This is a genomic window from Noviherbaspirillum sp. ST9 (genome assembly GCF_048799745.1).
Lineage (GTDB): Bacteria > Pseudomonadota > Gammaproteobacteria > Burkholderiales > Burkholderiaceae_D > Noviherbaspirillum.
In genome coordinates this window covers 480,970-507,200 of record NZ_JBLWFR010000004.1, presented here as the reverse complement: position 1 = coordinate 507,200, position 26,231 = coordinate 480,970, and the positions used below count along the sequence as shown (strand labels likewise).

The following is a 26,231-nucleotide window of genomic DNA, read 5'->3' as shown; positions in this document are numbered from 1 at the left end:
AGCATGCGGCCATGGCGCATCCGGTTATTCATGACACTCGCGCCGCTGGTCGTGCTGGCACTGGCCAGTTTCTGGCTGTACGAAGTCATGCGCCGCGCGACCGATACGGTTGTCCCGAGCCCGGAGCGCAGTGAACCTGATTTCTACGTTGAAAAGTTCAGCTACGTGAAGTTGTCGAAGACAGGCTCGGCGCAATACCATGTTGCCGGCGAAAGAATGACGCACAATCCGCAGGATGATTCGTACGACATCGTGAATCCTGTCGTGAGCAATATCCGCGATGCCAATGCACCGATGACCATTCGTGCGGAGCGCGCGCGCGTCAACAGCGACAACAGCCAGGTGCACCTGTACCGAAACGTGCGCATGGACAGGCCGGCATCCGCAACGGCGGAGCCGATTCGTATCCGTACCGAGTACATGCTGGTGCTTCCGGACGACGATGTGATGAAGACCGACAAGCCGGTTGAAATCACGACGGACCGCGCCAAGCTGACGGGTACGGGCATGGTGGCGAACAATGCAACGCGGGAGTTCAACCTGACGAGCAATGTTCATGGCACGTATCAAGCCCGCGTGCGCTGATTCGGTATAACTTGATGCTTCCTATTCGAGATCTTTCATGAAACATTTTTTCTTGTTGCTGATGACGCTGATCGCGATGGTCGCAGGCAATGCGCACGCGGAAAAAGCCGATTCCGACAAGCCGACCAATGTCGAGGCCGACCAGATGGCCTATGACGACATCAAGCAGGTCAATACTTTCACCGGCAACGTGATCCTGACGCGCGGCACGCTGATCATGCGCGCGCACAAGCTGGTGGTATCGCAGGATCCCGCCGGCTACCAGTTCGCGACGCTGTTCGCACCGCCTGGCGGCGTGGCGACCTTTCGCCAGAAGCGCGACGCCGGCCCGAATCAGTGGATGGAAGGTCAAGCAGAACGCATCGAATACGACGGCAAGTCCGAAATGGTGAAACTGTTCTCGAAGGCAAAGATGCGCCGCCTCGAAGGCAACAAGCCGACCGACGAAGTTGAAGGCGAGTTCATCTCCTACGACAGCCGCGCCGAATTTTTCACCGTGAACAACACGGCGACCGGTGCAAACAAGCCCGGCGGCGGCCGTATCAAGGCCATTATCCAGCCACGCTCCGAATCAAAGGACAAATGAGATGACGAGCACACTGGTAGTCAACGGTTTGCAAAAGAGCTACGGCACGCGCCAGGTCGTGCACGATGTCTCGCTGCAAGTTGCGAGCGGTGAAGTAGTCGGCCTGCTCGGTCCGAATGGCGCCGGCAAAACAACGTCGTTCTACATGATCGTGGGGCTGGTGCCGTCGGACGCCGGAGAAATCGATCTCAACGGCGTCGCGATTTCCCGCCTGCCCATTCACCGGCGCGCCACGCTCGGCTTGTCCTACTTGCCGCAGGAAGCGTCGGTGTTCCGCAAGCTCAGCGTCGAGGACAACATCCGCGCGGTGCTGGAATTGCAACGTATCGACGACAAGCCGCTTTCCAAGGCTGAAATCGACAAGCGGCTGAACACGCTCCTCGCCGAATTGCAGATCGAGCGCCTGCGCGAAAACCAGGCGCTCTCGCTCTCGGGCGGCGAGCGCCGTCGCGTCGAGATCGCGCGTGCCCTGGCGACCAACCCGCGCTTCGTGCTGCTCGACGAACCGTTTGCGGGCGTGGATCCGATCGCGGTCATCGAAATCCAGCGCATCGTGCGCTTCCTCAAGGAACGCGGCATCGGCGTGCTGATTACCGACCATAACGTGCGGGAGACCTTGGGCATTTGCGACAGAGCCTATATCATCAACCAGGGCTCAGTCCTGGCAAGCGGCCGTCCTGACGACATCATTGCAAACGAGTCGGTGCGGCGCGTGTATTTGGGTGAACACTTCCGGATGTGACGGAAGAAGACCAGAACGTATGAAACAGACACTCCAACTTCGAATCTCGCAACATCTGGCGCTGACGCCCCAGTTGCAACAGTCGATCCGCCTGCTGCAGCTGTCGACGCTCGAGCTGCACCAGGAGCTGGAACAGATCCTCTCGGACAACCCGATGCTGGAGCGGGTCGACGATCCCCTCGACCATTCCGTTCGCCTGCTTGCTGACGGCGCCATCAGCGCATCCCCGACGGCAAACGGCAGCACGACGGAAGCACCGGCAGCGGAAGGCAGCAGCAGCGCGTCTTCATCCGAAGAACCCGAAGGTGCGTTTGAAGGTGGCAACGCAGAGGGATCGGATGCCAGCTCCGGCGACAGCGACTGGAGTTTCGACGACGTCGCGCGCACCTCAAAGGCGCCCGAAGACGACGACGCACGCCCTCAGCTCGAGGCCCACGAAGTCACACTGCGCGAGCACCTGCTGGAGCAGATGCGCGTCACTGTGCGCGAGCATCGCGACCGCGCACTCGTCGAACTGATCATCGACGCGCTCAATGACAACGGCTACCTTGAAGAACCGCTCGAGGAAATCCACGCACGTCTGCCGGAAGAGCTCGGGATCGAACTCGAGGAACTCGCCGTCGCACTGAAACTGGTCCAGAGCTTTGAGCCCGCAGGCGTCGGTGCACGCAATGCATCCGAGTGTCTTGCAATCCAGATCCGTCGCTTTCCGAAAATTGCGCTCGTGACGCGCCGCCGCGCGCTGGACATCGTCGAAAATCATCTCGCCCTGTTCGCGCAGCGCGACTTCAACAAGCTGAAGAAGGCACTCGACTGCGACGAAGAAGACCTGCGTGAGGCGCAGGCGGTCATCCGCAGCTGCAATCCGCACCCCGGCGCGCTGTTTGCCTCGGATGCGTCCGATTACGTCGTCCCCGACGTCATTGTCAAGAAAACAAAGAACGGCTGGCAGGTTTTCCTCAACCATGACGTCATGCCGCGCCTGCGCGTGAATGCCCTCTACGCCAACATCCTCAAGCAGAGCAAGGGTGAGGGGTCGCTTACTTCGCAGCTGCAGGAAGCCAAGTGGCTGATCAAGAACATGCGCCAGCGCTTCGACACGATCCTGCGCGTCGCCCAGGCGATTGTCGACCGCCAACGCAATTTCTTCTCCCATGGCGCCGTCGCCATGCGCCCTCTTGTCTTGCGTGAAATTGCTGATACACTGGGTTTACACGAGAGTACTATTTCTCGTGTGACAACTCAAAAGTACATGCTGACCCCCCATGGCATGTTCGAGTTGAAGTACTTCTTCGGCAGCCACGTCGCCACAGAAGCGGGGGGCGAAGCTTCATCGACGGCAATCCGCGCGCTGATCAAACAATTGATAGGAGCAGAAGACCCCAAGAATCCATTCTCAGACAGCAAAATTGCGGATATGTTGGGGGAGCAAGGCATGGTCGTGGCACGACGTACCGTCGCGAAGTATCGCGAAGCCCTGAAAATCCCTCCAGTCAATCTGCGCAAATCCCTGTAGCTTTCGTGTTGTAGTGTAGTTGCTGTGTTCGGCGTAGCTCGACTACGCGGGCACGTGCGAACCTCCAGCGACGCCATCCATAGGAGCGCTGTATGAATCTTACAATCAGTGGACATCACCTCGAACTGACACCGGCCATCCGCGAATATACGGAAACCAAGCTGGAACGCATCATCCGCCATTTCGACCATGTCATTGATATCGCAGTCATCTTGGGTGTGGAAAAACCGTCAGAAAAGGAAAAGAGACAGAGAGCAGAAGTCAATCTGCGACTACGGGGCAACGTCATTCATGTCGAGAGTTTTGCGGAAGACCTGTACGCTGCCATCGACACATTGATTGACAAACTGGACCGTCAGGTACTGAAGTACAAGACAAAGATCCAGGACCACCAGCACGAATCGTTCAAGCGCATGCCGGACACATCGGCCGCTGCGTGACATTTCTCCGGCCCGTCAGGGCCATGACGATCAAGGGCGCATCAATGCGCCCTTTTTATTTGGCCGCCGCCACGCGGCGAATGTCGGGCGTGCGACTGCGAGCTTCTGGCATTGCCGATACAATGATCCGCTTCCCGTACTTACTTGCCGGCCATGACTGAATTCGTCCAGACCCATATCAAGAACAACATCGGCTTCATCACGCTTGATCGCCCCAAAGCACTGAACTCCCTGTCGCTCGACATGGTTCGCGCGCTCACGACGACATTGATCGCGTGGCGCAGCGATAGTGCGGTGCGCGCAGTGGCGATCCGCAGTAGCAGCGAGCGTGCGTTTTGTGCGGGTGGCGATATACGTTTCTTTTACGACGCGGGACGGGCGAATCCGCAGGGCGGAAGCGCATCGCTGGAAGACTTTTTCACGGAAGAGTATGCACTGAACCATCTCATCCACTTCTATCCCAAGCCGTATGTCGCCGTCATGGACGGCATCGTCATGGGGGGTGGAATGGGTGTTGCGCAAGGGGGCGAATCCAACCGACTGCGCATCGTCACCGAGCGCACGAAGATGGCGATGCCGGAGGTGAACATTGGCCTGTTCCCTGATGTGGGCGGGGGATATTTCCTGTCGCGCGTGCCCGGCGAAATCGGCACTTACCTCGGCGTCACCGGCGAAACCATCGGCGCTGCCGATGCCCTGTATGCCGGCCTCGCCGACGTGTTTGTGCCTGCTGCGGAACTTGCTTCGCTCTCCGCCATGCTTGAGTCCGTAGATTCCTCCGGACTGCCCGACGCCATTCGTGAATTCGCGTCGCGATTCGCATCGCAGGCTGAACCTGCAGCAAGCGTGCTCGCTACCGAGCGCAGCGCAATCGACCGGCATTTTGCACATGACGATGTGCTGTCGATTGCGGACTCTCTCAGGAAAGACGACAGCGCATTTGCACGAAAAGCACTCGACACCATGAGCAAACGCTCGCCGCTCATGATGTGCGTGACCTTGTCGCAGCTGCGTCGTGGAAGGACGATGGGCGTTGCGGACAACCTGCGCATGGAGCGTACCATGGTGCGCCGCAGTTTTGAGAACGGCGAAGTGCTCGAAGGAATCAGGTCGGTGGTGATCGACAAGGACAATGCGCCGAAATGGTCGCCGGCACAACTGGCCGGCGTCAGCACGGAAATGATCGAGCGCTTCTTTGAACCGGCATGGCCGGCGCATGCGCACCCCCTGCGCACGCTGGACTAGATTTCTTCGACGGTGAAAAGGCGGCGGAATTCGCGCATCGCGTATCGATCCGTCATGCCAGCGATATAGTCGGCGACCTTGCGCGCCTGCGCCCGCATCTGGTCGGCAGTCGCGCCGTCGCGCAGACCTGTCTGGTAATCCGGGGGAAGCAGGCGCGGTTCACGCATGAATGCCTCGAACAATTCGCGAATGATGCGTCGCGCCTTGCTGGTCATGCGGTTGACCTGGTAGTGCTGGTACAGGTTGTGACGCAGGAAATGCTTCAACTGTGCGGCCTCCCTGTTCATCTCCGCGGAGAACGCGATCATGGGAGGCGCGTTGCGCACGTCCTCAATGGACTTGAGCTGGGTGCTTTCAATGCGGGCCTTCGAAGTATTGATCAGATCGACGATCAATGCATTGATCATGCGCCGGATGGTTTCATGGATGGCACGGCGTCCGGTGATGCCGGGGTAGGCGCGTTCCACTTCTGTCCGGTGACGCGCATAGAAATCCACCTCGTCCAGTTGGCCAGTGGTCAACAAGCCCGAACGCAGGCCGTCGTCGATGTCATGATTGTTGTACGCAATCTCGTCGGCGAGGTTGGCCAGCTGCGCCTCCAGAGTCGGCTGTTTCTTATCGAGGAAGCGCTGGCCAACTTCTCCCAGCGTCTTTGCATCTGAAGTGGAACAGTGCTTGAGGATGCCTTCGCGCGTTTCGAACATCAGGTTCAGCCCATCGAATGCCCCGTAGTGCTCCTCAAGCTGATCGACGACGCGCAAGCTTTGCAGGTTATGTTCGAAGCCACCGTACTCCTTCATGCACGCGTCCAGCGCCTCCTGTCCCGCATGACCGAACGGCGTATGACCCAGATCGTGCGCCAGCGAAATCGCTTCGACCAGGTCTTCGTTGAGACGCAGGTTGCGTGCGGTCGACCGTGCGATCTGCGCGACTTCGATACTGTGCGTCAGGCGAGTGCGGAAGAGATCGCCCTCATGGTTGACGAAGACCTGTGTCTTGTACTCGAGCCGGCGAAATGCGGTCGAATGGATGATGCGGTCACGGTCGCGCTGGAACTCCGTACGCGAAGCCGGGGCCGGTTCCGCGAAACGCCTCCCCCGCGATGCCGCGGAACGTGCAGCATAAGGTGCGAGGTTGGCTTCGAAATCCATTAACGAATGCAGGCTTTCAGGGTTTCTACCAAGGCATCCTGCGGCACTGGCATGATGACCGATGTGCCGAGGGGCTTGAGGAGGATGAATTTGATCTGGCCACCCTCGTTCTTCTTGTCCACCTGCATCAGTTCAAGCCATCGCTCGATGCCGAGATCCGGCGCAACAAAGGGCAGCCGCGCTGCCTTCACCAGCGCCTTCAATCGCGATGCACTGGCCGAATCGATGAATCCAAGGCGATGGGACAAATCGGCCGCCATGACCATGCCGCATCCGACTGCCTCGCCGTGCAGCCATGCGCCATACCCCATGCCGGCCTCGATCGCGTGTCCGAACGTGTGGCCGAAATTCAGGATTGCACGCAATCCACCTTCGCGCTCATCCTGGCGCACAACTTCCGCCTTGATCTCGCAGGATCGCTGGATGGAATACGCCAGCGCTTCCGGATCGCGGTCCACGAGCTTTCCGATATTTGCCTCGATCCAGTCGAAGAACGCCGAATCGATGATGGCGCCGTGCTTGATGACCTCTGCAAGCCCTGCGGACAGTTCGCGGTCGGGAAGGGTATTCAGGGTCGACGTATCGGCAATGACGGCCTGCGGCTGGTAGAACGCGCCGATCATGTTCTTGCCAAGCGGGTGGTTGATGCCGGTCTTGCCGCCAACGGAGGAATCAACTTGCGCCAGCAGCGTTGTCGGCACCTGGATAAACGGCACGCCGCGCATGTATGTCGCCGCGGCAAACCCGGTCATGTCTCCAATCACACCGCCGCCCAAGGCAATCAGCGTCGTCTTGCGGTCGCACTTCTGTTCGAGCAGCACGTCAAACACGCGCATCAGGTTGCCCCAGTTTTTCTCCTCTTCACCGTCCGGCAGCACCACCGTTGTGACTTGCTTGCCCGCGCCTTCGAGGATACCAACCAGGCGATCGAGGTATAGGGGGCCGACCGTGGTATTCGTGACGACTGCCACCCGCTTGCCTGCGATCTGGCGTGTAACGAGGGAAGGATCGGTCAACAACGATTGGCCAATCGCAATAGGGTAACTGCGATCACCCAGGTCAACTTGCAAGGTGATCGGCGATGAATGCTGCGCGGTCATAGGTTTCAGGAGGTCTGGTTCGGCGTGTCGTTCCCGGGCGACGCTTTCTGCGCCATCTCCAACTGGGAAATGATGGTTTGCACCAGAGATTGTACGTTAGGACGGCCGGTTTCGATGACAAAGTCGGCAACTTCCAGGTAGAGCGGCTCGCGTTCGCGCGAAAGCTGCTCAAGGCGGCCGCGAGGATCGGCTGTCTGCAACAAGGGCCGGTTCTTGTCGTGGCTGGTGCGCTGGAGGATGCTGTTGATGCTGGCCCGCAAGTAGATCACGGTCCCGCGCGTCTTCAGATATTCACGGTTTTCAGGCTTCAGGATTGCACCGCCGCCGGTCGCGAGGACCAGGTCGGTTTGCGAGGTGAGGTCGCGAATGACCTCCGACTCTCGCTGCCGAAAACCCGCCTCCCCCTCGATCTCAAAGATCAAAGGAATCGAGGCGCCTGTGCGCGCCTCGATTTCGTGGTCCGAATCGATGAACCGTTTGTTGAGTTTTTTGGCCAGGGCGCGGCCGACTGTCGTCTTGCCGGCGCCCATGAGGCCTACCAGGAAAATGTTTGAGGTCAATTTGACACGTTGCAGGCATTCGTCCCATACGGGCTGGGCGAACCCGGCGGCGCAGTTGACTGGTCGGACAGGTCCGTTGCGAGTACCGGCAGAGTATACGTCGAAGTCGTGTAAATTGCCTCAGTACCCTGAACACTGCCTGTGATCGACATCCGCACATCCGTCCAGTTACCGCGATCGCGTGGATACAGGATCGAGATGACTGCTGTACCGGTTGCATCCGTCTTACCACTCGACGTCACAGACAACGGAATGCGAGGTTCAAGCGTCCCGTTGCTGTTGAAATCCTCTCCCGCGTCGAGAATACCGTTGTTATTGCTATCTTCGTTCGAGCAGACATAGTGCGGCGAGGCATAGACCCAGCCGGTTTCCGGGGTTGCCTGATCGGAATCGAAACGATACCCCCCCTTGCGGTAGAACATCGCCTTGACGGAAGCCGTGACCGCAACTTCCGGCACCGGGTTGCCGGACGCATCAGTCACAAAGACCGTGTAGTCCTGACGATAGGTTGATGTGGAAGGCGTCTCAAGCTTGTTGCCGGTACCGGCAGTGATGAACAGGGATTTGCGGGAAACGGTCAGGCTTGCCGTCGCCGTCTTCGTCGTGCCCTGAATGCGCGCCTGGATCTGTACGCCGTTTGCAGGAGTCGTTGCCGGACCGGCAGTGAAGGTTACCTTGGCAGTTCCGTCGTCTTCCGTTGTCACGACAGACGGATTGGACAATGAGCCGCCGCTCTGATCGGAGACGATCGAGAACTCGATCACAGCACCTTTCACCAGATTGTTGTTGCCGGTTCCGTCACGCACAGTGACCGTCAAGACGCTGGTGTTGCTCTGACCGGTGCCGCTCGGACTGACGACTGACGGTTCCGGCTGGACGCTGATCGTTGCCGTGGACGTCAACGGTGCGACGAAAGTGATGCTGCTCTGCGCCGTCGGGCCATTTGCAACGGTACCCGTAATTGTCGCCACGCCGATCATGTCAGACTTGATATAGGTAGTCTGTGCCTGTCCTGCAGTAACGGGCACGCCAGTGCTTCCCAGGGGAGAATTACAGCCGCTGTCGGAATAGATCAGGCCGCGGGATGTACTGATGTTGATGATCCCATTTTGTCCGACGCCGGAGTTTTCCAGACGTGCGCTGATGCTGGTACATGTGCTCACGTTTGCCTGTGTCGCCGCGGGGGTGACGGTAAGACTGAGCGTGTTCACGTTGAAATCATAGGAGAAGGTATGTCCCTGCGATGACGCGACAATCGAGTCCTTGCCTGCAATCGTACCGGTCACGGTAATCACCACTTGGCCTTGGGAATTCGTGATCGCCGCACTTGCGCTACCGCCACCAGACGACTTGATCGCAATTCCGTTCCCCTTCGCAGTGGAAATCGCCACCGGAACACCCGAGATCGCCTTTCCGGCCTGATCGCGGACAGTAATGGCAAAGTCGCCGGTGCCACCAGCTGTAACCGTCGACGGACCAGTAATTGCGACGGCCGTTCCGACGACATTGACGGTACCTGTCGTCGTCACATTGCCTGCCTTTGCAGTGACGGTGATTGACCGATTGGTGCGGTCACCGGAAGTGCTGAGAAGCGCAGTGGCTTTGCCATTGGCATCAGTCGTCGCCGAGACGGCGGTCAACGCGCCCGAGCTGGCCGTAAAGATCACCGGCGCGGATGCAATCGCATTGTTGTTTCCATTCTTGACCAACGCGGTGACGGTCACTTCCGTGCCAGCCGTGCCGGATGACGGCAATTCCGTACTGCTGAACAGCAAGGAAATCGACGACGGTGTCGTTGCCGTGGAGCCGCTCGTGCCCGATACGGTACCAGCTGAACCGCCGCCGCCGCCGCATGACGCAAGCGACAGCGCCATCAGCCCGCACGCTGCGAATCGAACAATCTTTTGGACCGAAGTCCCGATATCCCCTAATTTCATAAGCCCTACCCTTAACGTTATTCGAATTCTTGCTTATTGCTCTTGATTAGCGTGATACCACGCGATCGGCAACTATTTTAGGTGTAATGAAAATCAACAACTCTGTTTTGTCATTGGTGCGTCCCTGCGTCTTGAACAAGTGACCGACGACAGGAATGTCGCCAAAGACTGGCACCTTCGACACCTGTTCGCGCTCGACCTGCTGGAAAATACCGCCGAGTACGACGGTTCCGCCATTTTCCACGAGCACCTGCGTCTTCACGTGCTTTGTATCGATCGCAAACCCTGCACGCGTCTCCACGCCGACGCTGTCCTTGTTGACGTCGACGTCAAGGATGACGTTTCCGTCCGGGGTAATTTGCGGGGTCACTTCGAGCTTGAGGTTCGCCTTGCGGAACATGATCGATGTAGCACCGCTGGAAGTGGCAACCTGATACGGAAGCTCGGTACCTTGTTCGATCACGGCCTTGAGCTGGTCTGCTGTCACGACACGCGGGCTGGAGATGATCTTCCCCTTTCCGTCAGCCTCCAGGGCGGAAAGCTCGAGGTTCAGGAAGCGGTTCGCCGCCGCTGAAAAGAGGCTGACGGCCAGCGTTCCTGGAGCGATGCCGTTGATGCCGGCAGCCGGAAGGTTGATAAACTGGCTGTTGTTGTAGCCGCTGTCTTTTTCTTCGACCTGGCCCGTCTGCTCGCCAACGCCGGTGAGGTTGCCGGTGACTGCCACCCTTGCATTGCTGCCGCGTGAAATCTGCCAGCCTGTATCACCACCGCGCAGAGTGCGCATATCCGTAAAACCGAGTTTTGCGCCGAGGTTCTTGCTGAACTTGTCGTCGGCCTCGACAATCCTTGCTTCGATCAGGACTTGCTTCGAGGCGATATCTGTCTTCTGGACAAGCTTGCGAATCTCTTCAAGCTTGGATGCGATATCGGTTACGAACAATTGATTGGTGCGTGGGTCAATGACCGCGCTTCCCCGCTTGGACAGAATACTCTTCTTGGAATCCGTTCCCTCAACTCCGAGCACCTGCTTGAAGGATTCAGCCTTCTGGTAATTCAGCTGGAAGGTTTCCGTCTTGAGTGGTTCCAGTTCGGCGATCTGGGCCTTCTGTTCCAGTTCGAGCTTTTCCTTCGTCAGCAGCTCGTCCTTCGGCGCGATCCACAGCACGGAGCCGTTCTTGCGCATGTCCAGGCCCTTTGCCTGCATGACGATGTCAAGCGCCTGGTCCCAGGGCACATCTTTCAGGCGCAAGGTGACATTGCCGCTGACCGTGTCGCTGGTAATGATGTTCAATCCGGTGAAATCAGCAATCACCTGCAGGACAGCGCGGACTTCGACGTTCTGGAAATTGAGCGACAGTCGCTCGCCGCGATACCCCTGCGTTCCCTGGACGAGCTTGTTCGGGTCTTCCTTGATGGGCTTCACCTCGACCACCAGCTGAGTATCGCTCTGGTAGGCGCTGTGCTCCCATAGTCCCTTCGGCTCGATCACCATACGGACGTTTTCGCCCTGCGGCGAGGTCGTGATGGTTTGCACCGGCGTGCCAAAATCGGCAACATCGAGGCGACGGCGCAATACTTCCGGCAGGCTGGTTTTCACGAAATCAACCACGATCGACTGCCCTTGCTGGCGAACATCGACCGCTACCTGATTACTGGGCAAGTCGACAACAACACGCCCCTCGCCGAGCACTCCCCTTCTGAAATCGATGTCGCGCAACACCTGCTTGGCAGGGACTGCCGGGGTAGCGGCAACAGGAATGCCGGCCGCATTCACCGCCGAGGCGATTCCGCCAGAGCCATCGATGGTGACAATGACCGTATCCCCCTCGACGACGGTCGCGTAATTCAACGGACGGAGCAGGTTAAAGACGATGCGTGAGCGCTCGCCCGCCTGCACCACATTCACGCTCTTTACGTCGCCCAGCCCGATGTCCTGGGAGATCTTCCCTGTCGCATTCGATGCGCCGGAAAAATCCAGCGCAATCCGCGCGGGGTTGGTAATGGAAAAGCCGATCGGCGGCTTGGCCAGTGGCTTCTTCAGCTTGACCTTCACGATGACGTTGGCGCCCTGCTGATTGGCACCGATCGATTCGATCGCATTTTCCTGCGCGTAGGCGATGCAACAGGCGAGCGACAGGCCCGCGACCACGAACCGACGCAATACGCTGCGCACGTCGGCACCAAAGCCTCTTAGGTATGTTTGTGCGGACATCATTTCTTATTCTCCTGCAACTCTAACTTGGCTTTGCGTTCGGTCCATTCGCCCGAGGCATCGCGCACGATCTCCTTGATCTCGACTTCCGTGTCGGTAATCCTGGTGATCATGCCGAAGTTCTGGCCGATGTAATTGCCGACCTTGGCTTGAAAAACCACCTTGTCCACCTGCAGGAGAGCGTAGCTCAGCCCAGGTTTCTCCAAAGTGCCGACCATCTTGATGCTGTCCAGCGGATAACTTTCCAATGGCTCTTTCCGGCGGTCGAGGTCGGGCTTGAGGCCACTGCCGGTATTCGCCTGCATTTTGGCCAATGCGGCTGAAAGCTTTGCCGGATTGTACGGGTCAAACTCGTCCTTGCCGCTATAGGAGAACGGCACGAATTTTTTGGGTTCGGAAATCTTTGGCACGGATACCGGCGTCTGCGACCGGACTTCCTTCATCCAGTCTTTCACTTCCTGCAGTCCGCCGTCCCCGCATCCCGCGAGCACGGACAAGGCCAGCAGCGGAACTGCCTTCTTCAAGGCGCGTGGGATCATCATTTCTTCGCCCCTTTGGCCTTCTTGGCCTTTTCCTCGGACGCCTTGCGCTGCGCGGCGACTTCGTCCTTGTCCAGGTATCGGAAAGTCTTCGCAACGGCTTCGAGGGTCAGGGTGCCGTCCTTGCCTGCGGCAAGGTTCAGGTTGTTCAATGTGACGATCCGCGGCAGGTTGGCGATGTCGCTGGTGAATGCGCCGATATCGTGATAGCTGCCGGTCACCTTGATATCAATCGGCAGCTCCGCATAATAGTCCTTGACGATGACCTGTCCCGGCTTGAACAACTCGAATTGCAGGCCACGCCCCAGGCCGGCCTGGTTAATGTCGGAAAGCAGCGCATCCATTTCTGCCTTGCTGGGCAATTGCTTCTCCAGCGATGAGACGTACTCGTTGACCTGATCCCGCTGCTTTCGCAATCCCTCAAGGTTGATCGCCTGCCGCACCTTGGTCTTGTATTCTTCGCGCAGCTTGACCTCTTCCTGCTCGCCAAGCTCCAGTTCATCCTGTTGACCGCTCAGGTAGAGGAACCAGCCGAGCACAATCACACCCACAAAGGTGCCAAACGCGCACAGCAATTGCGGAATGATCGGCCATTGCCCGGGGTCGCGTCCATTGAGGCCGCGGAACTGGCTGGTTATCGTATCCCCGATTTTCTTTAGGTCTGCCATAGTGCGTCTTTCCTGTCAGGGCTGCTTCTTCGGGGGAGTCGAGGCGGCCTGCTCCTTTTCGCGCGGGCGCTTGATGCCGACGTTCACCGTGAAGTCGAATACCTTCTTGGCGTCCCTGCCCTGGCCGAGATTGGTCAGGCGGATTTCGATCAGGTCCGGGCGTTCCAGCCACGGGGAATTGTTGCCGAGGTTGCGCAGCAGCTCCGAGACGCGCTCGTTGGACTGCGCATAGCCGCTGACCGCCACCCGCTGGTTGTCCTGCTTGAATGCGCGCAGGTAAATGCCTTCCGGGACCTGCTTGACCAATTCGTCCATCAGGTACACGGGCTGGTTGCGATCACTCTGCAAGTCTTCCACGGCCTGCTGACGGGCCTGCAGGGCTTCTATTTCCTGCTTGAGGGTGGCGATTTCCTTGATTTCCGCGTCCAGCTTGGCGTTCTCATCCTTGATGAAACTATTACGCTGGTTCTGGTTGGAGATTTTTGCACCGATGAAGGCGGCGTACGCGACGGAGAACGCGAGGCCCATCAACGAGGCGAGAACGAGCAAGCGTACGAAGGCAATCTTCCGCTGCTTGCGCTTTTCCTCGCGATGAGGAAGCAGGTTGATACGAATCATTCTTCAAACCTCCGCATCGCCAGGCCACAGGCGACCAGGTACGCCGGCGCTTCGGCGCGCAACTGCTTTTCACGGATCGCCGGCGCGAGCTGCATTCCCTTGAAGGGGCTGACAACAGAGGTCGACACCTTGGCCCGCTCGGCCACGATCTCGACCAGGCCGGGGATGACCGCGCAGCCGCCCGCCAGGAAGATCTGGTCGATATGGGTATAGGGAGTGGATGTGAAGAAAAACTGGATGGCCCGCGTCACCTCGAGCGCCGCATTTTCCAGGAAGGGCTCGACCAGTTCCCGGTCATAGCCTTCCGGCAGGTCGCCGGAGCGCTTCTTGGATTCGGCGTCTTCAAACGACAATCCATATGCACGCACAATATCCTGCGTCAGCTGGTTGCCACCAAAGGGTTGCTCGCGCTCGTAGATGGTTTGTCCATCCTGCAACACTGAGACATGCGTGGCCTGCGCGCCGATCTGGAACAGGGCGACGATCTGCCCCTGACCACCTTTCGGAAGCTGTGCTGTGATCCGGTCCACCGCGGCGCGTGCCGCATACGATTCTATATCCATGACGACCGGTTTGAGCCCGGCGGACTCAGCGACGGCGACGCGGTCTTCCACCTTTTCCTTGCGCGTTGCGGCGATCAGGACCTCGACGTCGTCCGGCGAATTCGGTGCGAGGCCGATCACGCAGAAATCGAGGCTGACCTCTTCGAGGGCAAACGGGATGTACTGGTTGGCCTCGCTCTCGACCTGGACTTCGAGCTGGTCTTCCGACAGGCCGGCGGGCAGGATGATTTTCTTGGTAATGACCGATGCGGGCGGCATGCCGAGGGCTGCATGCTTGGCTTTGGTGCCGCTCTTCTTCCAGACGCGGCGAACCGCCTCGGACACCTGTTCGATGTTTTCGATGTTGCCGTCGACGACGGCACCGCGCGGCAAGGGTTCGTTCGCGATGCGTTCCAGCCGGTATTCGTTCTTGCCCGTTTCAGACAGTTCGACGAGTTTGACGCCCGAGGTACTGATGTCCAGGCCGATCAACGGTGGATTCTTCTTGCCGAGTAACGATCCGAGATCAATGGCCAAGGGTTTTACTCCCCGAAAATGTGGCTTATTGCGTGAACGCACCACTTATTTATATGTCGAAGCAACGGATATAGTGGCACTTCAACAAAAAATCCGTTTAAAAACCGATATTTAGGTTATATATATCCAACGTTACATTAAATCCTAGCAATAAGCTTCGAGCCATGTAAAGCGATTTCCGTACAGGAATTTGTAACCAGTTGCCAAAAGCCGACGCGTTACGGTGAGAAACATTGAAATTCTACTAATATCCGATAATGTTGCCCACCGTTATAATTCAGAAGTCCAATTTTCTCCTGCTCATCCCCCCGCATGTCCAGCAATAAACCTGAAGGCGACGCCTCCAAAACCGCGTCGAAGCCCCGCTTTTCCTTACTTGCGCGCCTGTTCCTGGGTCTCGTGGGAAGCGTGGTCGGCCTTGCCGTCATCGGCGTGCTGATCATTTGCTTCTCGCTGGCCATGGCCTATCCGAACCTGCCGGCGCTGGATACCCTGACCGATTACCGGCCCAAGATTCCGCTACGGATCTATTCCGCCGATAACGTGCTGATCGGGGAATTCGGCGAGGAGCGCCGCAACCTCGTGCGCATCAAGGACGTGCCGGACATCATGAAAAAGGCCGTACTGGCCATCGAGGATGACCGCTTCTACGACCATAGCGGCGTCGATTACGTCGGCATCATGCGCGCGGCCATCCACAACCTGACGAACAGTTCGAGACAGGGTGCGTCGACCATTACGCAGCAGGTGGCCCGCAATTTCTTCCTGTCCAGCGAGCAGACGCTCAAGCGCAAGATTTACGAGATGCTGCTGGCCTGGAAGATCGAGCAAAACCTGACCAAGGACCAGATCCTTGAGGTGTACATGAACCAGATCTACCTGGGGCAGCGCGCCTATGGATTCTCTTCCGCGGCACAGATCTACTTCGGCAAGAAGCTGGCGGACATCACCGTGGCCGAAGCCGCCATGCTGGCCGGCCTGCCGAAAGCGCCGTCGGCCTATAACCCGGTGGCCAATCCCAAGCGCGCGCGCATCCGTCAGCAGTACATCCTGCAGCGCATGCTCCAGCTGGGCTATATCACGGACGCTCAATATACCGCGGCCAAAGACCAGGTCATGAAAATCAAGACGAACAGCAGCGAATTCGGCGTGCATGCCGAGTACGTTGCCGAGATGACGCGCCAGCTCGTCTATGACCAGTTCAAGGACGAAACCTATACCCGCGGCTTGAATGTCTACACGACCATTACCAAGGCCGACCAGGATGCAGCCTACCTTGCGCTGCGCCGCGGCGTGATGGATTACGAGAAGCGTCATGGCTATCGCGGACCGGAAGCGTACATGGAAATTCCCGCCGCGAAGGAAGAGGCAGACCACGCCATCGAAGTGGAGCTGGCCGAGCATCCGGACAGTGACGACATCGTCGCCGCGGTGGTCCTGGAAGCTTCGCCCAAGAGCGTGAAAGCGGTGCTCTCCTCCGGTGAAGAGATCACCATTACCGGACCGGGCCTTAGCTTCGCAACCAACCTGTTGAGCGACAAGGCCCCGCCCGCAAAGAAAGTGCGCCGGGGTGCCGTGATCCGCGTGACCCAGGAGAACAATGCCTGGACGATTACCCAGATGCCTGAAGTGGAATCCGCATTTGTCGCCGCGAATACAGAAGACGGCGCTATCCGCGCGCTCGTTGGCGGCTTCGACTTCAATCGCAACAAGTTCAACCACGTCACGCAGGCGTGGCGCCAGCCGGGCTCCTCGTTCAAGCCGTTCATCTATTCCGCGTCGCTGGAAAAGGGCATGTCGCCGTCGACGATCATTGCCGACTCGCCGATCAGTTTCGACGCGGGTCAGACCGGTGGACAGGCGTGGGAGCCGAAGAACTACGACGGCAAGTACGAAGGCCCGATGCCGATGCGCAAAGGCCTGGCCAAGTCGAAGAACATGATCTCGATCCGCATCCTGCACAAGATCGGCGCGAAGTATGGCCAGGAGTACGCGACCCGCTTCGGCTTCGAGGCGGAGAAAAACCCACCCTACCTGACGCTGGCGCTGGGCGCGGGCGCGGTGACGCCGCTACAGATGGCGGGGGCGTACGCCGTGTTCGCCAACGGCGGTTATCGTGTCAGCCCGTACATCATTTCCAAAGTGACGGATACGACCGGCCGGGTCTTGTCCACTGCCGTCCCCGACCGCGCCGGCGAAGAAGCGAACCGCGTCATCGACGAGCGTAACGCCTTCCTGATGGACAGCATGATGAAGGACGTGGTCAAGTCCGGAACGGCGACACGCGCCCTTTCCCTGAAGCGTACGGATATCGCCGGCAAGACCGGCACGACCAACGATTCGATCGACGCGTGGTTCGCCGGCTACCAGCCAAAAATCGTGGGCGTCGCATGGATCGGTTTCGACCAGCCGAAAAACCTGGGCAACAAGGAGACCGGCGGCGGACTGGCATTACCGATCTGGATCAGTTACATGAGCAAGGCGCTCAAGGACGTGCCTATTGCGGAACGGGCCGTTCCCGAGGGGATTATCCAGGTCGGCGGGGAATACTATTACGCAGAGAATCCGCCGGGTACCGGTGTCCGCAGCCTGGGCCTGGGCAACGGCACGACGCCTGAAGATGAAAAGGCGAAGGAAGATGTGAAGAACGAATTGTTCTGACCGTTCGCAGTAAACAATTCAGGCCGGAATCCTCCAAAGGGATTCCGGCCTTTTTTATGCGTTCCCGCTGAGGACCACGGCAATGCCGCCCTGCTCGGTCACCATTTTCGACAGCGACGCGTACATTTCGGACTGGTCGCGCGTATTGCGCCACTGGCCGTCGATCCGCTTGTAATGGAAACCGCCAGAGCGCGCCGCCACCCACATTTCCTGCATCGGCGCCTGGCTGTTGACGATGATTTTCGAGCCGTTGTCGACGAATTCGATCTCCAGCACATTGCCGCTGCGGCTGCACTCGACGTCCAGGTCGCTGTCGTTCGCGGCCCGCTCCAGTGCGGCCTCGATGGCGCCCAGCGTCTCGTCCGCCAGCGCCAGGAATTCGGATTCAGTCATGCTACACTCCTTGGGTTCCCAAAACCGTGATTCTAATCGTGAAGTCAGTTCTTGACCTGTCGCGTGTTGCCGGTCTGTCCATGGCGATTCTTCTGGCCGGATGCGGCCAGAAGGGCCCGCTCTACCTGCCCGCCAAACAGCCCGTTGCGACACCTGCGCCGCCGGCTGCGCCTGCACAAAACGCTGCGCCCGCTTCCAAATAGTTGTCTGCTCATACCATGTCCCACTTTTCCTACAAGAATGGCGCGCTGTGCGCCGAAAACGTTCCGCTGACCGAGATCGCCCGCCAGTTCGGCAGTCCGACCTACGTCTATTCCAAAGCGGCGCTGGTCGAAAACTTTTCCGCCTACGCGAACGCCTGCCGTGAAAACCAGCGCGATGCGAGCACGGCGCTGGTCTGCTATTCGGTCAAGTCGAATTCCAACATCGCGGTGCTGGACCTGCTGAGCAAGCTCGGCTCCGGCTTCGATATCGTCTCCGGCGGCGAACTGCTGCGCGTGATCGCGGCGGGCGGCGACCCGAGCAAGGTCATCTTCTCCGGCGTGGGCAAGACGCATGAGGAAATGAAGTTGGCGCTGTCGCACGACATCCTGTGCTTCAACGTCGAATCGACGGCCGAACTGCATCGTCTGAATGAAGTGGCGGGCGAGATGGGCAAGCAGGCGCCGGTGTCGCTGCGCGTCAATCCCAACGTCGATGCGAAGACGCACCCCTACATTTCCACCGGACTGAAGGAAAACAAGTTCGGCATCGCCTATGACGAAGCGCTCACCGCCTATCGCACCGCCGCGACGCTGCCGCATATCCGTGTCGCCGGCATCGATTGCCATATCGGATCACAGCTGCTGGACGATGCGCCGCTGCTGGAAGCGCTCGACCGCCTGATCGAGCTGGTGGACCGGCTGACGCAGGAAGGCATCGTGCTGCACCATATCGATATCGGCGGCGGCATCGGCATCACCTACGACAAGGACAAGCCGGTCGCGATCGGCGATTACCTCGGCCGGCTGTTTGCGAAGATCGACAAGTGGCGCCTGCACCAATACAAGGGCAAGCCGATCCAGGTGATGTTCGAACCCGGCCGCTCCATTGTCGGCAACGCAGGCCTGCTGCTCACGGAAGTCGAATACCTGAAGCACGGCGCGGCGAAAAACTTCGCCATCGTCAATGCGGCAATGAACGACTTGATGCGCCCGGCGATGTACGAGGCATGGCATGGCGTGCAACCGGTCGTGCAGCGGGTGGGCGAGCAAAAGACGTATGACATCGTCGGCCCGGTGTGCGAATCGGGTGACTGGCTGGCGCGTGAACGTTCTCTGGCAATCGAACAGGGCGACCTGCTGGCGATCATGTCGGCCGGCGCTTACGGCATGACGATGTCGTCCAACTACAATACCCGCGGCCGCGCAGCGGAAGTGATGGTCGACGGCGACCAGGTACACCTGATCCGCCGTCGCGAAACACCGGGCGAGCTATTTGCGCTCGAGACGCTGCTCCCGTAATCCGCATCCCGGCGCCGGCATCATCCGGCGCCGCTCCAGCCTCGGCTGGATCACATTCCACCACAGCCGCATCAGCAACAGCACAGCGACGATGCTTCCAAACAGGATGGGCTGGGCAAAATCGTTCTTGCCCGCCTTCATCCACCAGAAATGCAGGATGCCCAGCGCCGCGATCAGGTAGACCAGCCGGTGCAGCCACTGCCAGCGCTTGCCGCCGAGGCGCTTCACCATGCCGTTCGTACTCGTGACCGCCAGTGGAATGAGCAGCACGAAGGCCGTGAATCCCACCGTGATGAAGGGCCGCTTCACCACATCCTTCAGCATCTCGTCGACATCGAAGAAATGATCGAACCAGAGGAAGGTCGTGAAGTGCAGGGTCGCATAGAAAAAGGCAAACAATCCAAGCATGCGGCGCAGCCGGATCAACCAATGCATCCCCGTGAGTTTGCGCAGCGGCGTCACGCTCAGCGTCAGGCACAGGAAGTACAAGGTCCAGTCGCCGGTATTGCGCGTGATGAATTCAATGGGGTTGGCGCCGAGGCGGTCGGTGAACGCAAACAGTACCAACCGCGCAAAGGGAAGCAGCGAAGCCGCGAACAGCACCACCTTCGCGGCGGTGATTTGTCTCGAGGTGATCATCAGTAGAACTTTTTCAGGTCCATGCCGACGTACAGCGACGCGACATCGCTATAGCCATTGAACATCAGCGTCTTGCGCTTGCGGGTGAGGAAGCCATCCTCGCCGATGCGCCGCTCGGTCGCCTGCGACCAGCGCGGATGGTCGACATCGGGATTGACGTTGGAATAGAAGCCGTATTCCTGCGGCGCCGAAATATTCCATGCCGTCTTCGGCTGGTCCTTCACGAAGCGGATCTTGACGATAGACTTGGCCGACTTGAAACCGTACTTCCACGGCACCACGATGCGTACCGGTGCACCGTTCTGGTTCGGCAGGACTTCGCCGTACATGCCGAGCGTCAGCAGGGTCAGGGGGTGGCTAGCCTCATCGAGGCGCAAGCCTTCCACATAGGGCCACTCCAGTACCGGACTGCGCAGTCCGGGCATCTGCTTGCGGTCCGCTAGCGTGACGAACTCGACGAATTTGGCATTACCGGTTGGCTCGACCCGCTTGATGAGCTCGGAGAAGGAGTAACCAATCCAGGGAATCACCATCGACCAGCCCTCCACACAGCGCAGGCGGTAGATGCGCTCTTCCAGTGGCGCCATCTTGAGCAGACTGTCGATATCGAGCGTCATCGGCTTCTTGACCTCGCCCTCGATGGCGACCGTCCATGGACGCGTGCGCAGCGTCCCCGCTGCACGGACGGGATCGTCCTTGTCGGTGCCGAATTCGTAGAAGTTGTTATAGCTCGTCGCGTCCTTGTAGGACGTGGGCTTGTCCATCACGACGAAGGCGGTATTCTGCTTTGCGGGAAGCTTCGGGCCGGTCTGCGCGAATGCCTCTGGCACAAACAGACCGGGTGCCGTCGCGGCAATCGAGCCGAGGGCAAGCTGCTTGATGAAAGTCCGGCGCGCTTCGAACACGTGGCGCGGCGTAATTTCAGACGGAAAAGGGATGTCCAGTCCGTTGGGATTGCGCTTGATTAACATGAGTTCTCCGCAAGGGTGATGTCACTGCTTGGTCTGCGCTGACCCGGAAAACCTTACATCAATTTCGCGGATGGCGCAGTTGGGCGTCTACTGCCCTGGCGACTTCCATCATGCGATTCTTGCCGATGCTGCCGGACAGGGCATAACCGTAGTCCCGGTCTACCCAGTAGAAGACGCTGTTGCCGTTTTGTTCCAGCACCTGGAAGCGGGTGTCGCCGGTATCGCGGCCTGTGCGCCGCACCACGAGGGTAAGACGTTCGCCATCCGCCGATTCGTACATCAACTGTGCCAACGGCCCCTCTTCGCCCGGCAACAAGCGCCCGCCAAGCAGGGAAAATCCGTGCGCATTCAGCGCGGGTGCGCGGATCGGTGCGTCCAGGCGCTTGGAAAGCCATGCGACCAGATGGGCTTCCTGCTCCGCGGGCACCTCGACCGGATGGCGCTTTTCGCTGGCGTAGAGGAGGTGCGCGCGCAAGGCACGTTCTGCAAATACGGCCGGCCCCGGCGAAGCTTGCGTCATGTCACGCGCTGTCCAGCCTGCGACAAGGCCGATGGCAAGCGCAGCAACACTCGCTGCCCACGCAAGGGGAAAGCGCTGGCGCCGCAAGGCGGCGCCCATGGCGACGGGGACAGGCTCGTTCAGTACCGTATCGTAGGTCTCGTGCAACAGGTGGTTTTGCAGACGCAAATCCTGGACGAATGCAGCGGCCTCCGGTTGGCCCGCCAGATACGCTTCGACCTGCGCGCGGCGATCCGGGCCGAGCTGGTTGTCGACGTAGGCGTGCAGGTCGTGTTCGCTGATCGGGTCGGTCTTCATGTCACTTGATCCGGGAAAGCCTGGCCGCGCCAGCTGCGGGAGCGCCCGAAAGCGCAGCACGCAAATGCTCCCGTGCGCGCGACAGCCGCGACATCACGGTTCCGATGGGGACGTCCAGTACTTCGGCGGCCTCCTGGTACGAAACTTGTTCCAGTCCGACCAGCACAATGACGGCGCGGTGCTCCGGTGTCAGCTTGGCGAGCGCGCGCTGCATGTCGATCTGCATGGGGAAATCCGGTGTCACGGCGGGCTCAGGCACTTCGCTTTCATCGGACACCACTGCCCGATGGCGGGCAACATCGTTCAGGAACCGGCGGTACAGGATCGTGAACAGCCACGCAGTCAGGCTCTTGTCGATCCGGAACTGCCAGCGCCGCTGCAACGCACGTTCCAACGTGTCCTGCACGAGGTCGTCCGCCCAGGCCGCGTCGTGTGCCAGCGCGCGCGCATACCGCCGTAAGCGGGGAATATGCTGCGCGAGCTGCTCGGCGAAGTCGGCCATGGGCGATAGATGTTACGGCTGGGCTACACGCCACACATTGTTCACCCCGTCACCGGTCTTGTCACCTGGTTTCTGGTCCTTGATCCAGAGATAGAGCGGCTTGCCCTTGTACGCCCATTGCTTGCCGCCATCGTCGCGCGTGACGACGCTGTAGTCGCCCGCTGCCTTGTCGCCTTCCTTGGCCATCAGCGGCGGCCAGTTGACGGCGCACTGGCCGTTGCACACGCTCTTCCCGCTGCCGGCAGCATCCTTGTCAAACGTGTAGAGGGTCATGCCGGCGCTGTTGGTCAGCATGCCGTCCTTGGCGGTGGCGGGCATCTGGGCGGTCGCCATGCTGGCACAGCCGATCAGGCCGAGCGCCAGCACGGGTGCGGCAAACAGGGGGGACAGTTTCATGGAATCCTCGCTTGGCTAGTTGATGCGCTGCGAATGCAGCACATGTGGTTAACAGCCGTCAGCGAGGATTTATTCCATGCGTTTTACAACTGGCCGTAGGAATGCAGGCCGGAAAGGAACATGTTGACGCCGAGGAAGGCAAACGTCGTAACCAGCAGGCCCACCAGCGCCCACCAGGCGGCAACCTGCCCGCGCAGGCCTTTCATGAGGCGCATGTGCAGCCAGGCGGCGTAATTGAGCCAGACGATCAGCGCCCAGGTTTCCTTCGGGTCCCACGACCAATAGCCGCCCCAGGCTTCCGCCGCCCACAGGGCGCCGAGGATGGTGGCGATGGTGAAAAAGGCGAATCCGACCGCGATCGCCTTGTACATGACGTCATCCAGCAATTCGAGCGCCGGCAGGCGGTCGGCGAGGACGCCTTTGAGCTTGAGCAGGTAGGCCAGCGCCACCATCGCTGCCAGCGCAAACGTGCCGTAGCCGACGAAGTTGGCCGGAACGTGGATCTTCATCCACCAGCTCTGCAGGGCGGGGACCAGCGGCTGGATCTCGGCAGCGTCGCGGCTGACCGTGTACCACAGCAGGAAACCGACGGCGGCGGAGATGACCAGCAGGACAAAGGGGCCAAGCTGGCGCGTGGCGTAGTGCTCTTCGTAGTACAGGTAGAACAGCGCGGTGATCAGGCAGAACAGGATGAAGACTTCGTACAGGTTCGACACCGGGATGTGCCCGACGTCGGTACCGACGAGATAGGACTCGTACCAGCGCACCAGCATGCCGGTAAAGCCGAGCACGACGGCCGCCCACGACAGCTTGCTGCCGACCGCGCCGCCGAATTCGGAACGCGTGGCGAGCCCGCCCCAGTAGAACAGCGTTGACAGTACAAAGAGCGTGCTCATCCACAGGATCGCCGATTGGCTGGACAAGCCGTACTTGAGGAAGAACTTTGCATTCGCCGCATCGAGTGAGCCGCCGTAGAGCGACATCGAGGCCAGCGACAGCACTGCCAGCACCGCCATCAGCCAGCGCACCTGCTTCCACTGCCAGCCGAGCCACGCAAAGGTGGGCACGGACAGCAGCAGGATGCCTTTCTCGTACACATCCATGTACGCGCCGAAGCGATTGAGCGCGAACAGTGCGCCGGCAAGCAGGGCCGCGCCATACAGCCAGTCAATCATCGTCAGGCGTTTGAAGTAGCCCGGGCGCGGGCGGTAGGTTTGCGATTGTGCCAGTTCCATCATTTTCTCCAACAGCGCGCGTCTATTTCTGGACTTGCGCTTTCAATGCCTCGAATTCTTTCTCGAAGTCCAGCGTCTTGCGCTGCGTACTCATTGCCATCAGGGCATGCGTGCGGCCCTCTTCGTCCGGCTTCAGCCAGATCCACAAGCGGCGCTCGCGGATGTAGAACATGGCGAACACACCGAGCACCAGGAACAGGCAGCCAAGGTACACCACATTCTTGCCCGGCGAGCGTGTCACTTGCAGTACGGAAGCTTTGACCTCCTCGAACTCCCGCAGTTGCAGGTAGACCGGCGCGCCGTAGAAGTTGGCATCGGCCATGGCATTCATTGCCAGCTGCAGGAAGCGCTGGTGCTTTTCATCTGGTGCGAGCGGCTTGAGTCCGCCCTTTTCGCGTGCGGCCTGCCACAACTCCCAGAGCGTGCCGTTCAGGATCTTCATGAAGATCTCGGCCGCCTTCTGCTGCTCCGCCTGCGGCACCTGTTCGAGGAATTTTGTCACGGCGACAAATCCGGCTTCCTTGCCGTCGCCGGCAAAGATATCCAGCCCGCGCAAGGCGGAACGTCGAACCTGATCCCGTAACTCCTGCTTTTCCTGCGGAATGGTCTGCTCGGCGTAGCGTTTTGCAGCCACCTCACGTAAAGCGTGAACGTAGAGCGCAGCGCGCAAGCGCATCCACTCCTCCACCGAGTCCTTGTCGTCCGCAGGAATGCGCAGGTAACGGAACTGCTCGGCAGGCGTGTCGCGCATTCCGGTCAGGAAAACATAATCTCCATCCAGCATGACCGGCTGCATGTAATTGTGGAATTCGCGCGCCTGCCCCGTCTTGTCGCGCAGCTTGTACTGGACGCTTGGGCCGACATTCTTCAAATCCTTGTTGTCGGCTTTCTTTGCTGCAGAGCCGAGTTGCCTGCCGAGCCCGGCGGCAAACTGCTCATTGAAGCTCTTGCTGGCATCCACCGCGCGCAGATCCTGCCCGCTCTGCGCCATGTTCTCGACGTTGAAGGCGCGGAAGCCCGACCATTCAATTGTGTACTCCGCCGCTTTCTCACTCCCCAGCGGCGTCGTTCCGCCAACTTCGCCCGCGAGCTGGAATGGCGTGTCCTGGGCGCCTGTCATCGGATACGCAGTGAGCTTGAGCTTGCTGCCACCGTCGTCGAAGCTCGACTGGTAAACCGCGATGCCCTTGTAGATCAATGGCTGGTTCACCTTGATCGTTGTCTCGAAGGTCTTGCCGGTCTCGCTGTCGCGTACCACCACATCGCTCGCAAAGAGCTTGGGCATGCCGGTCGAGTAATGCTCGACGATGAATTTCTTCAATTGAATGGAAAACGGCAGCTCCTGCACCAGCACGCCGGTCTGTTGCGGAATCATCGCGGTATTGCTGGTGGCGCCTTCGGGAATGAAGGTGTTGGCGCGAAAGGTCGGGTTGCCGATTCCCAGCCGGTGCTGCGACGGAATTTCCGAGATCAGGCCGGAGCCGGCGTAAGGCGTCTTCCCATGGAACCATTGCTGGAAACGGATCGGCAGGTCCGAATCGAGCAGACCGCCGAGACAGATAATGACGATCGCACTGTGCGCGAGGATGTAACCCCACTTGTTCGCCGCGCCATGCTTGGCGGCGATCAGCATGCCGTTTTCCTTGGGCACGGTGAGCGACTTGTAGCCGCTGTCGCCAATGCGGCGCGCCAGGTCGTGGGCCATCGCGTCGATCGGTTTGCCGGAACTCCACTCCACCTTGTGATGGAAATTGCGCAAGGACTGCTCGCGCACATTCTCGCGCCAGCTGCGCATGTCGCGCAGCATCTTCGGCGTGTTCCGTACGATGCAAAGCGTGGTCGATACGACCAGGAAGGCCATGATCAGCAGGAACCACCACGCCGAGTACACCGCGTACAGCCCCAGCTTGTTGAATATCTCGAACCAGAACGGGCCGAACTGGTTGACGTAGTTCGGCATCGGCTCATTCTGCTTGAGCACGGTACCGATGACCGACGCGATCGCAATCAGCGTCAGCAGGCTGATCGCAAAACGCATCGACGAAACCAGCTCCACCGCGTCCGCCAGCCAGCGGCGTTCGGTCTTCAGCTGCAATCCGGAGGTACTGACATCATTCATGGATCTGTGCCTGGAAAT

General features: G+C 59.5%; 24 protein-coding genes and 1 pseudogene. 9 read left to right on the top strand and 16 right to left on the bottom strand.

Going from position 1 to position 26,231, the window contains the following annotated elements:
• Positions 1–3: 3 nt before the first annotated feature.
• The 6 genes from lptC (at position 4) to ACNOHI_RS11535 (ending at position 5,114) form a co-directional block, all read left to right on the top strand.
• On the top strand, positions 4–585 hold the full coding sequence (lptC, locus tag ACNOHI_RS11560) for an LPS export ABC transporter periplasmic protein LptC (RefSeq protein ID WP_420474806.1): 582 nt from the start codon (positions 4–6) through the stop codon (positions 583–585).
• Positions 586–622: 37 nt separating this feature from the next.
• Positions 623–1,171: a lipopolysaccharide transport periplasmic protein LptA gene (gene lptA, locus ACNOHI_RS11555; protein WP_420474805.1), complete on the top strand. Its 549-nt coding sequence runs from the start codon at positions 623–625 to the stop codon at positions 1,169–1,171.
• A 1-nt stretch (position 1,172) separates the two neighbouring features.
• The gene (gene lptB / locus ACNOHI_RS11550; protein WP_420474804.1) at positions 1,173–1,913 is read left to right on the top strand and encodes an LPS export ABC transporter ATP-binding protein; all 741 of its coding nucleotides are present in this window, start codon (positions 1,173–1,175) and stop codon (positions 1,911–1,913) included.
• Between the two features lie 19 nt (positions 1,914–1,932).
• Positions 1,933–3,429 carry an RNA polymerase factor sigma-54 gene (locus ACNOHI_RS11545; RefSeq protein ID WP_420474803.1) on the top strand — a complete coding sequence of 499 codons (1,497 nt, stop codon included), beginning with the start codon at positions 1,933–1,935 and terminating at the stop codon, positions 3,427–3,429.
• A gap of 92 nt (positions 3,430–3,521) precedes the next feature.
• On the top strand, positions 3,522–3,869 hold the full coding sequence (hpf, locus tag ACNOHI_RS11540) for a ribosome hibernation-promoting factor, HPF/YfiA family (protein WP_420474802.1): 348 nt from the start codon (positions 3,522–3,524) through the stop codon (positions 3,867–3,869).
• Positions 3,870–4,022: 153 nt separating this feature from the next.
• A complete protein-coding gene (locus ACNOHI_RS11535) occupies positions 4,023–5,114 on the top strand; it encodes an enoyl-CoA hydratase/isomerase family protein (protein ID WP_420474801.1) in 1,092 nt (363 codons plus the stop codon).
• Here the strand turns inward: ACNOHI_RS11535 and ACNOHI_RS11530 are convergent.
• From ACNOHI_RS11530 to ACNOHI_RS11495, 8 genes and pseudogenes are all read right to left on the bottom strand, one after another.
• Positions 5,111–6,265, bottom strand: a complete 1,155-nt coding sequence (locus tag ACNOHI_RS11530) for a deoxyguanosinetriphosphate triphosphohydrolase (protein WP_420474800.1) — start codon at positions 6,263–6,265, stop codon at positions 5,111–5,113. The genes ACNOHI_RS11535 and ACNOHI_RS11530 overlap by 4 nt on opposite strands.
• Positions 6,265–7,925, bottom strand: a pseudogene (aroKB, locus tag ACNOHI_RS11525) (bifunctional shikimate kinase/3-dehydroquinate synthase AroKB). Before aroKB ends, ACNOHI_RS11530 begins: the two are co-directional and overlap by 1 nt.
• Positions 7,922–9,862, bottom strand: coding sequence for an Ig-like domain-containing protein (locus ACNOHI_RS11520; protein WP_420474799.1), 1,941 nt, complete (start codon positions 9,860–9,862; stop codon positions 7,922–7,924). Before ACNOHI_RS11520 ends, aroKB begins: the two are co-directional and overlap by 4 nt.
• Before the next feature lie 46 nt (positions 9,863–9,908).
• Positions 9,909–12,074, bottom strand: coding sequence for a type IV pilus secretin PilQ (gene pilQ / locus ACNOHI_RS11515; RefSeq protein ID WP_420474893.1), 2,166 nt, complete (start codon positions 12,072–12,074; stop codon positions 9,909–9,911).
• Positions 12,074–12,616 (bottom strand): pilus assembly protein PilP, encoded by a 543-nt coding sequence (locus ACNOHI_RS11510; protein WP_420474798.1) that lies wholly within the window; start codon positions 12,614–12,616, stop codon positions 12,074–12,076. The genes pilQ and ACNOHI_RS11510 overlap by 1 nt, the downstream gene beginning before the upstream one ends.
• Positions 12,613–13,281, bottom strand: a complete 669-nt coding sequence (locus tag ACNOHI_RS11505) for a type 4a pilus biogenesis protein PilO (protein WP_420474797.1) — start codon at positions 13,279–13,281, stop codon at positions 12,613–12,615. Before ACNOHI_RS11505 ends, ACNOHI_RS11510 begins: the two co-directional genes overlap by 4 nt.
• Positions 13,282–13,296: 15 nt before the next feature.
• The gene (locus tag ACNOHI_RS11500) at positions 13,297–13,899 is read right to left on the bottom strand and encodes a PilN domain-containing protein (RefSeq protein ID WP_420474796.1); all 603 of its coding nucleotides are present in this window, start codon (positions 13,897–13,899) and stop codon (positions 13,297–13,299) included.
• On the bottom strand, positions 13,896–14,978 hold the full coding sequence (locus tag ACNOHI_RS11495) for a pilus assembly protein PilM (RefSeq protein WP_420474795.1): 1,083 nt from the start codon (positions 14,976–14,978) through the stop codon (positions 13,896–13,898). The genes ACNOHI_RS11500 and ACNOHI_RS11495 overlap by 4 nt, the downstream gene beginning before the upstream one ends.
• A gap of 312 nt (positions 14,979–15,290) precedes the next feature.
• On the opposite strand from ACNOHI_RS11495, the gene ACNOHI_RS11490 reads away from it, so the two are divergent.
• Positions 15,291–17,639, top strand: coding sequence for a penicillin-binding protein 1A (locus ACNOHI_RS11490; RefSeq protein ID WP_420474794.1), 2,349 nt, complete (start codon positions 15,291–15,293; stop codon positions 17,637–17,639).
• Positions 17,640–17,693: 54 nt separating this feature from the next.
• Here ACNOHI_RS11490 and cyaY read toward each other — a convergent pair whose 3' ends face one another.
• Positions 17,694–18,032, bottom strand: a complete 339-nt coding sequence (gene cyaY, locus ACNOHI_RS11485) for an iron donor protein CyaY (protein ID WP_420474793.1) — start codon at positions 18,030–18,032, stop codon at positions 17,694–17,696.
• A 38-nt stretch (positions 18,033–18,070) separates the two neighbouring features.
• Here cyaY and lptM point away from each other — a divergent pair, with 38 nt between their 5' ends.
• Together lptM and lysA are read left to right on the top strand one after the other, a co-directional pair.
• Positions 18,071–18,235, top strand: a complete 165-nt coding sequence (gene lptM, locus ACNOHI_RS11480) for an LPS translocon maturation chaperone LptM (RefSeq protein ID WP_420474792.1) — start codon at positions 18,071–18,073, stop codon at positions 18,233–18,235.
• 15 nt (positions 18,236–18,250) lie between these two features.
• Positions 18,251–19,534 carry a diaminopimelate decarboxylase gene (gene lysA, locus ACNOHI_RS11475; protein WP_420474791.1) on the top strand — a complete coding sequence of 428 codons (1,284 nt, stop codon included), beginning with the start codon at positions 18,251–18,253 and terminating at the stop codon, positions 19,532–19,534.
• On the opposite strand, the gene ACNOHI_RS11470 is transcribed toward lysA, so the two are convergent.
• The 7 genes from ACNOHI_RS11470 to ACNOHI_RS11440 all read right to left on the bottom strand — a co-directional run bounded on the left by ACNOHI_RS11470 (position 19,505) and on the right by ACNOHI_RS11440 (position 26,213).
• Complete coding sequence (locus ACNOHI_RS11470) at positions 19,505–20,173, bottom strand: protein-methionine-sulfoxide reductase heme-binding subunit MsrQ (RefSeq protein ID WP_420474790.1); 669 nt, start codon at positions 20,171–20,173, stop codon at positions 19,505–19,507. The two genes, lysA and ACNOHI_RS11470, sit on opposite strands and share 30 nt — an antisense overlap.
• Positions 20,173–21,144 (bottom strand): protein-methionine-sulfoxide reductase catalytic subunit MsrP, encoded by a 972-nt coding sequence (msrP, locus tag ACNOHI_RS11465; protein WP_420474789.1) that lies wholly within the window; start codon positions 21,142–21,144, stop codon positions 20,173–20,175. Before msrP ends, ACNOHI_RS11470 begins: the two co-directional genes overlap by 1 nt.
• Positions 21,145–21,202: 58 nt before the next feature.
• Positions 21,203–21,961 carry an anti-sigma factor family protein gene (locus ACNOHI_RS11460; RefSeq protein ID WP_420474788.1) on the bottom strand — a complete coding sequence of 253 codons (759 nt, stop codon included), beginning with the start codon at positions 21,959–21,961 and terminating at the stop codon, positions 21,203–21,205.
• Between the two features lies 1 nt (position 21,962).
• Positions 21,963–22,463, bottom strand: a complete 501-nt coding sequence (locus ACNOHI_RS11455) for an RNA polymerase sigma factor (RefSeq protein WP_420474787.1) — start codon at positions 22,461–22,463, stop codon at positions 21,963–21,965.
• 12 nt (positions 22,464–22,475) lie between these two features.
• A complete protein-coding gene (locus tag ACNOHI_RS11450) occupies positions 22,476–22,859 on the bottom strand; it encodes a hypothetical protein (protein WP_420474786.1) in 384 nt (127 codons plus the stop codon).
• Positions 22,860–22,942: 83 nt separating this feature from the next.
• On the bottom strand, positions 22,943–24,094 hold the full coding sequence (gene ccsB / locus ACNOHI_RS11445) for a c-type cytochrome biogenesis protein CcsB (protein ID WP_420474892.1): 1,152 nt from the start codon (positions 24,092–24,094) through the stop codon (positions 22,943–22,945).
• A 22-nt stretch (positions 24,095–24,116) separates the two neighbouring features.
• A complete protein-coding gene (locus ACNOHI_RS11440; RefSeq protein ID WP_420474785.1) occupies positions 24,117–26,213 on the bottom strand; it encodes a cytochrome c biogenesis protein ResB in 2,097 nt (698 codons plus the stop codon).
• Between the last annotated feature and the right edge of the window lie 18 nt (positions 26,214–26,231).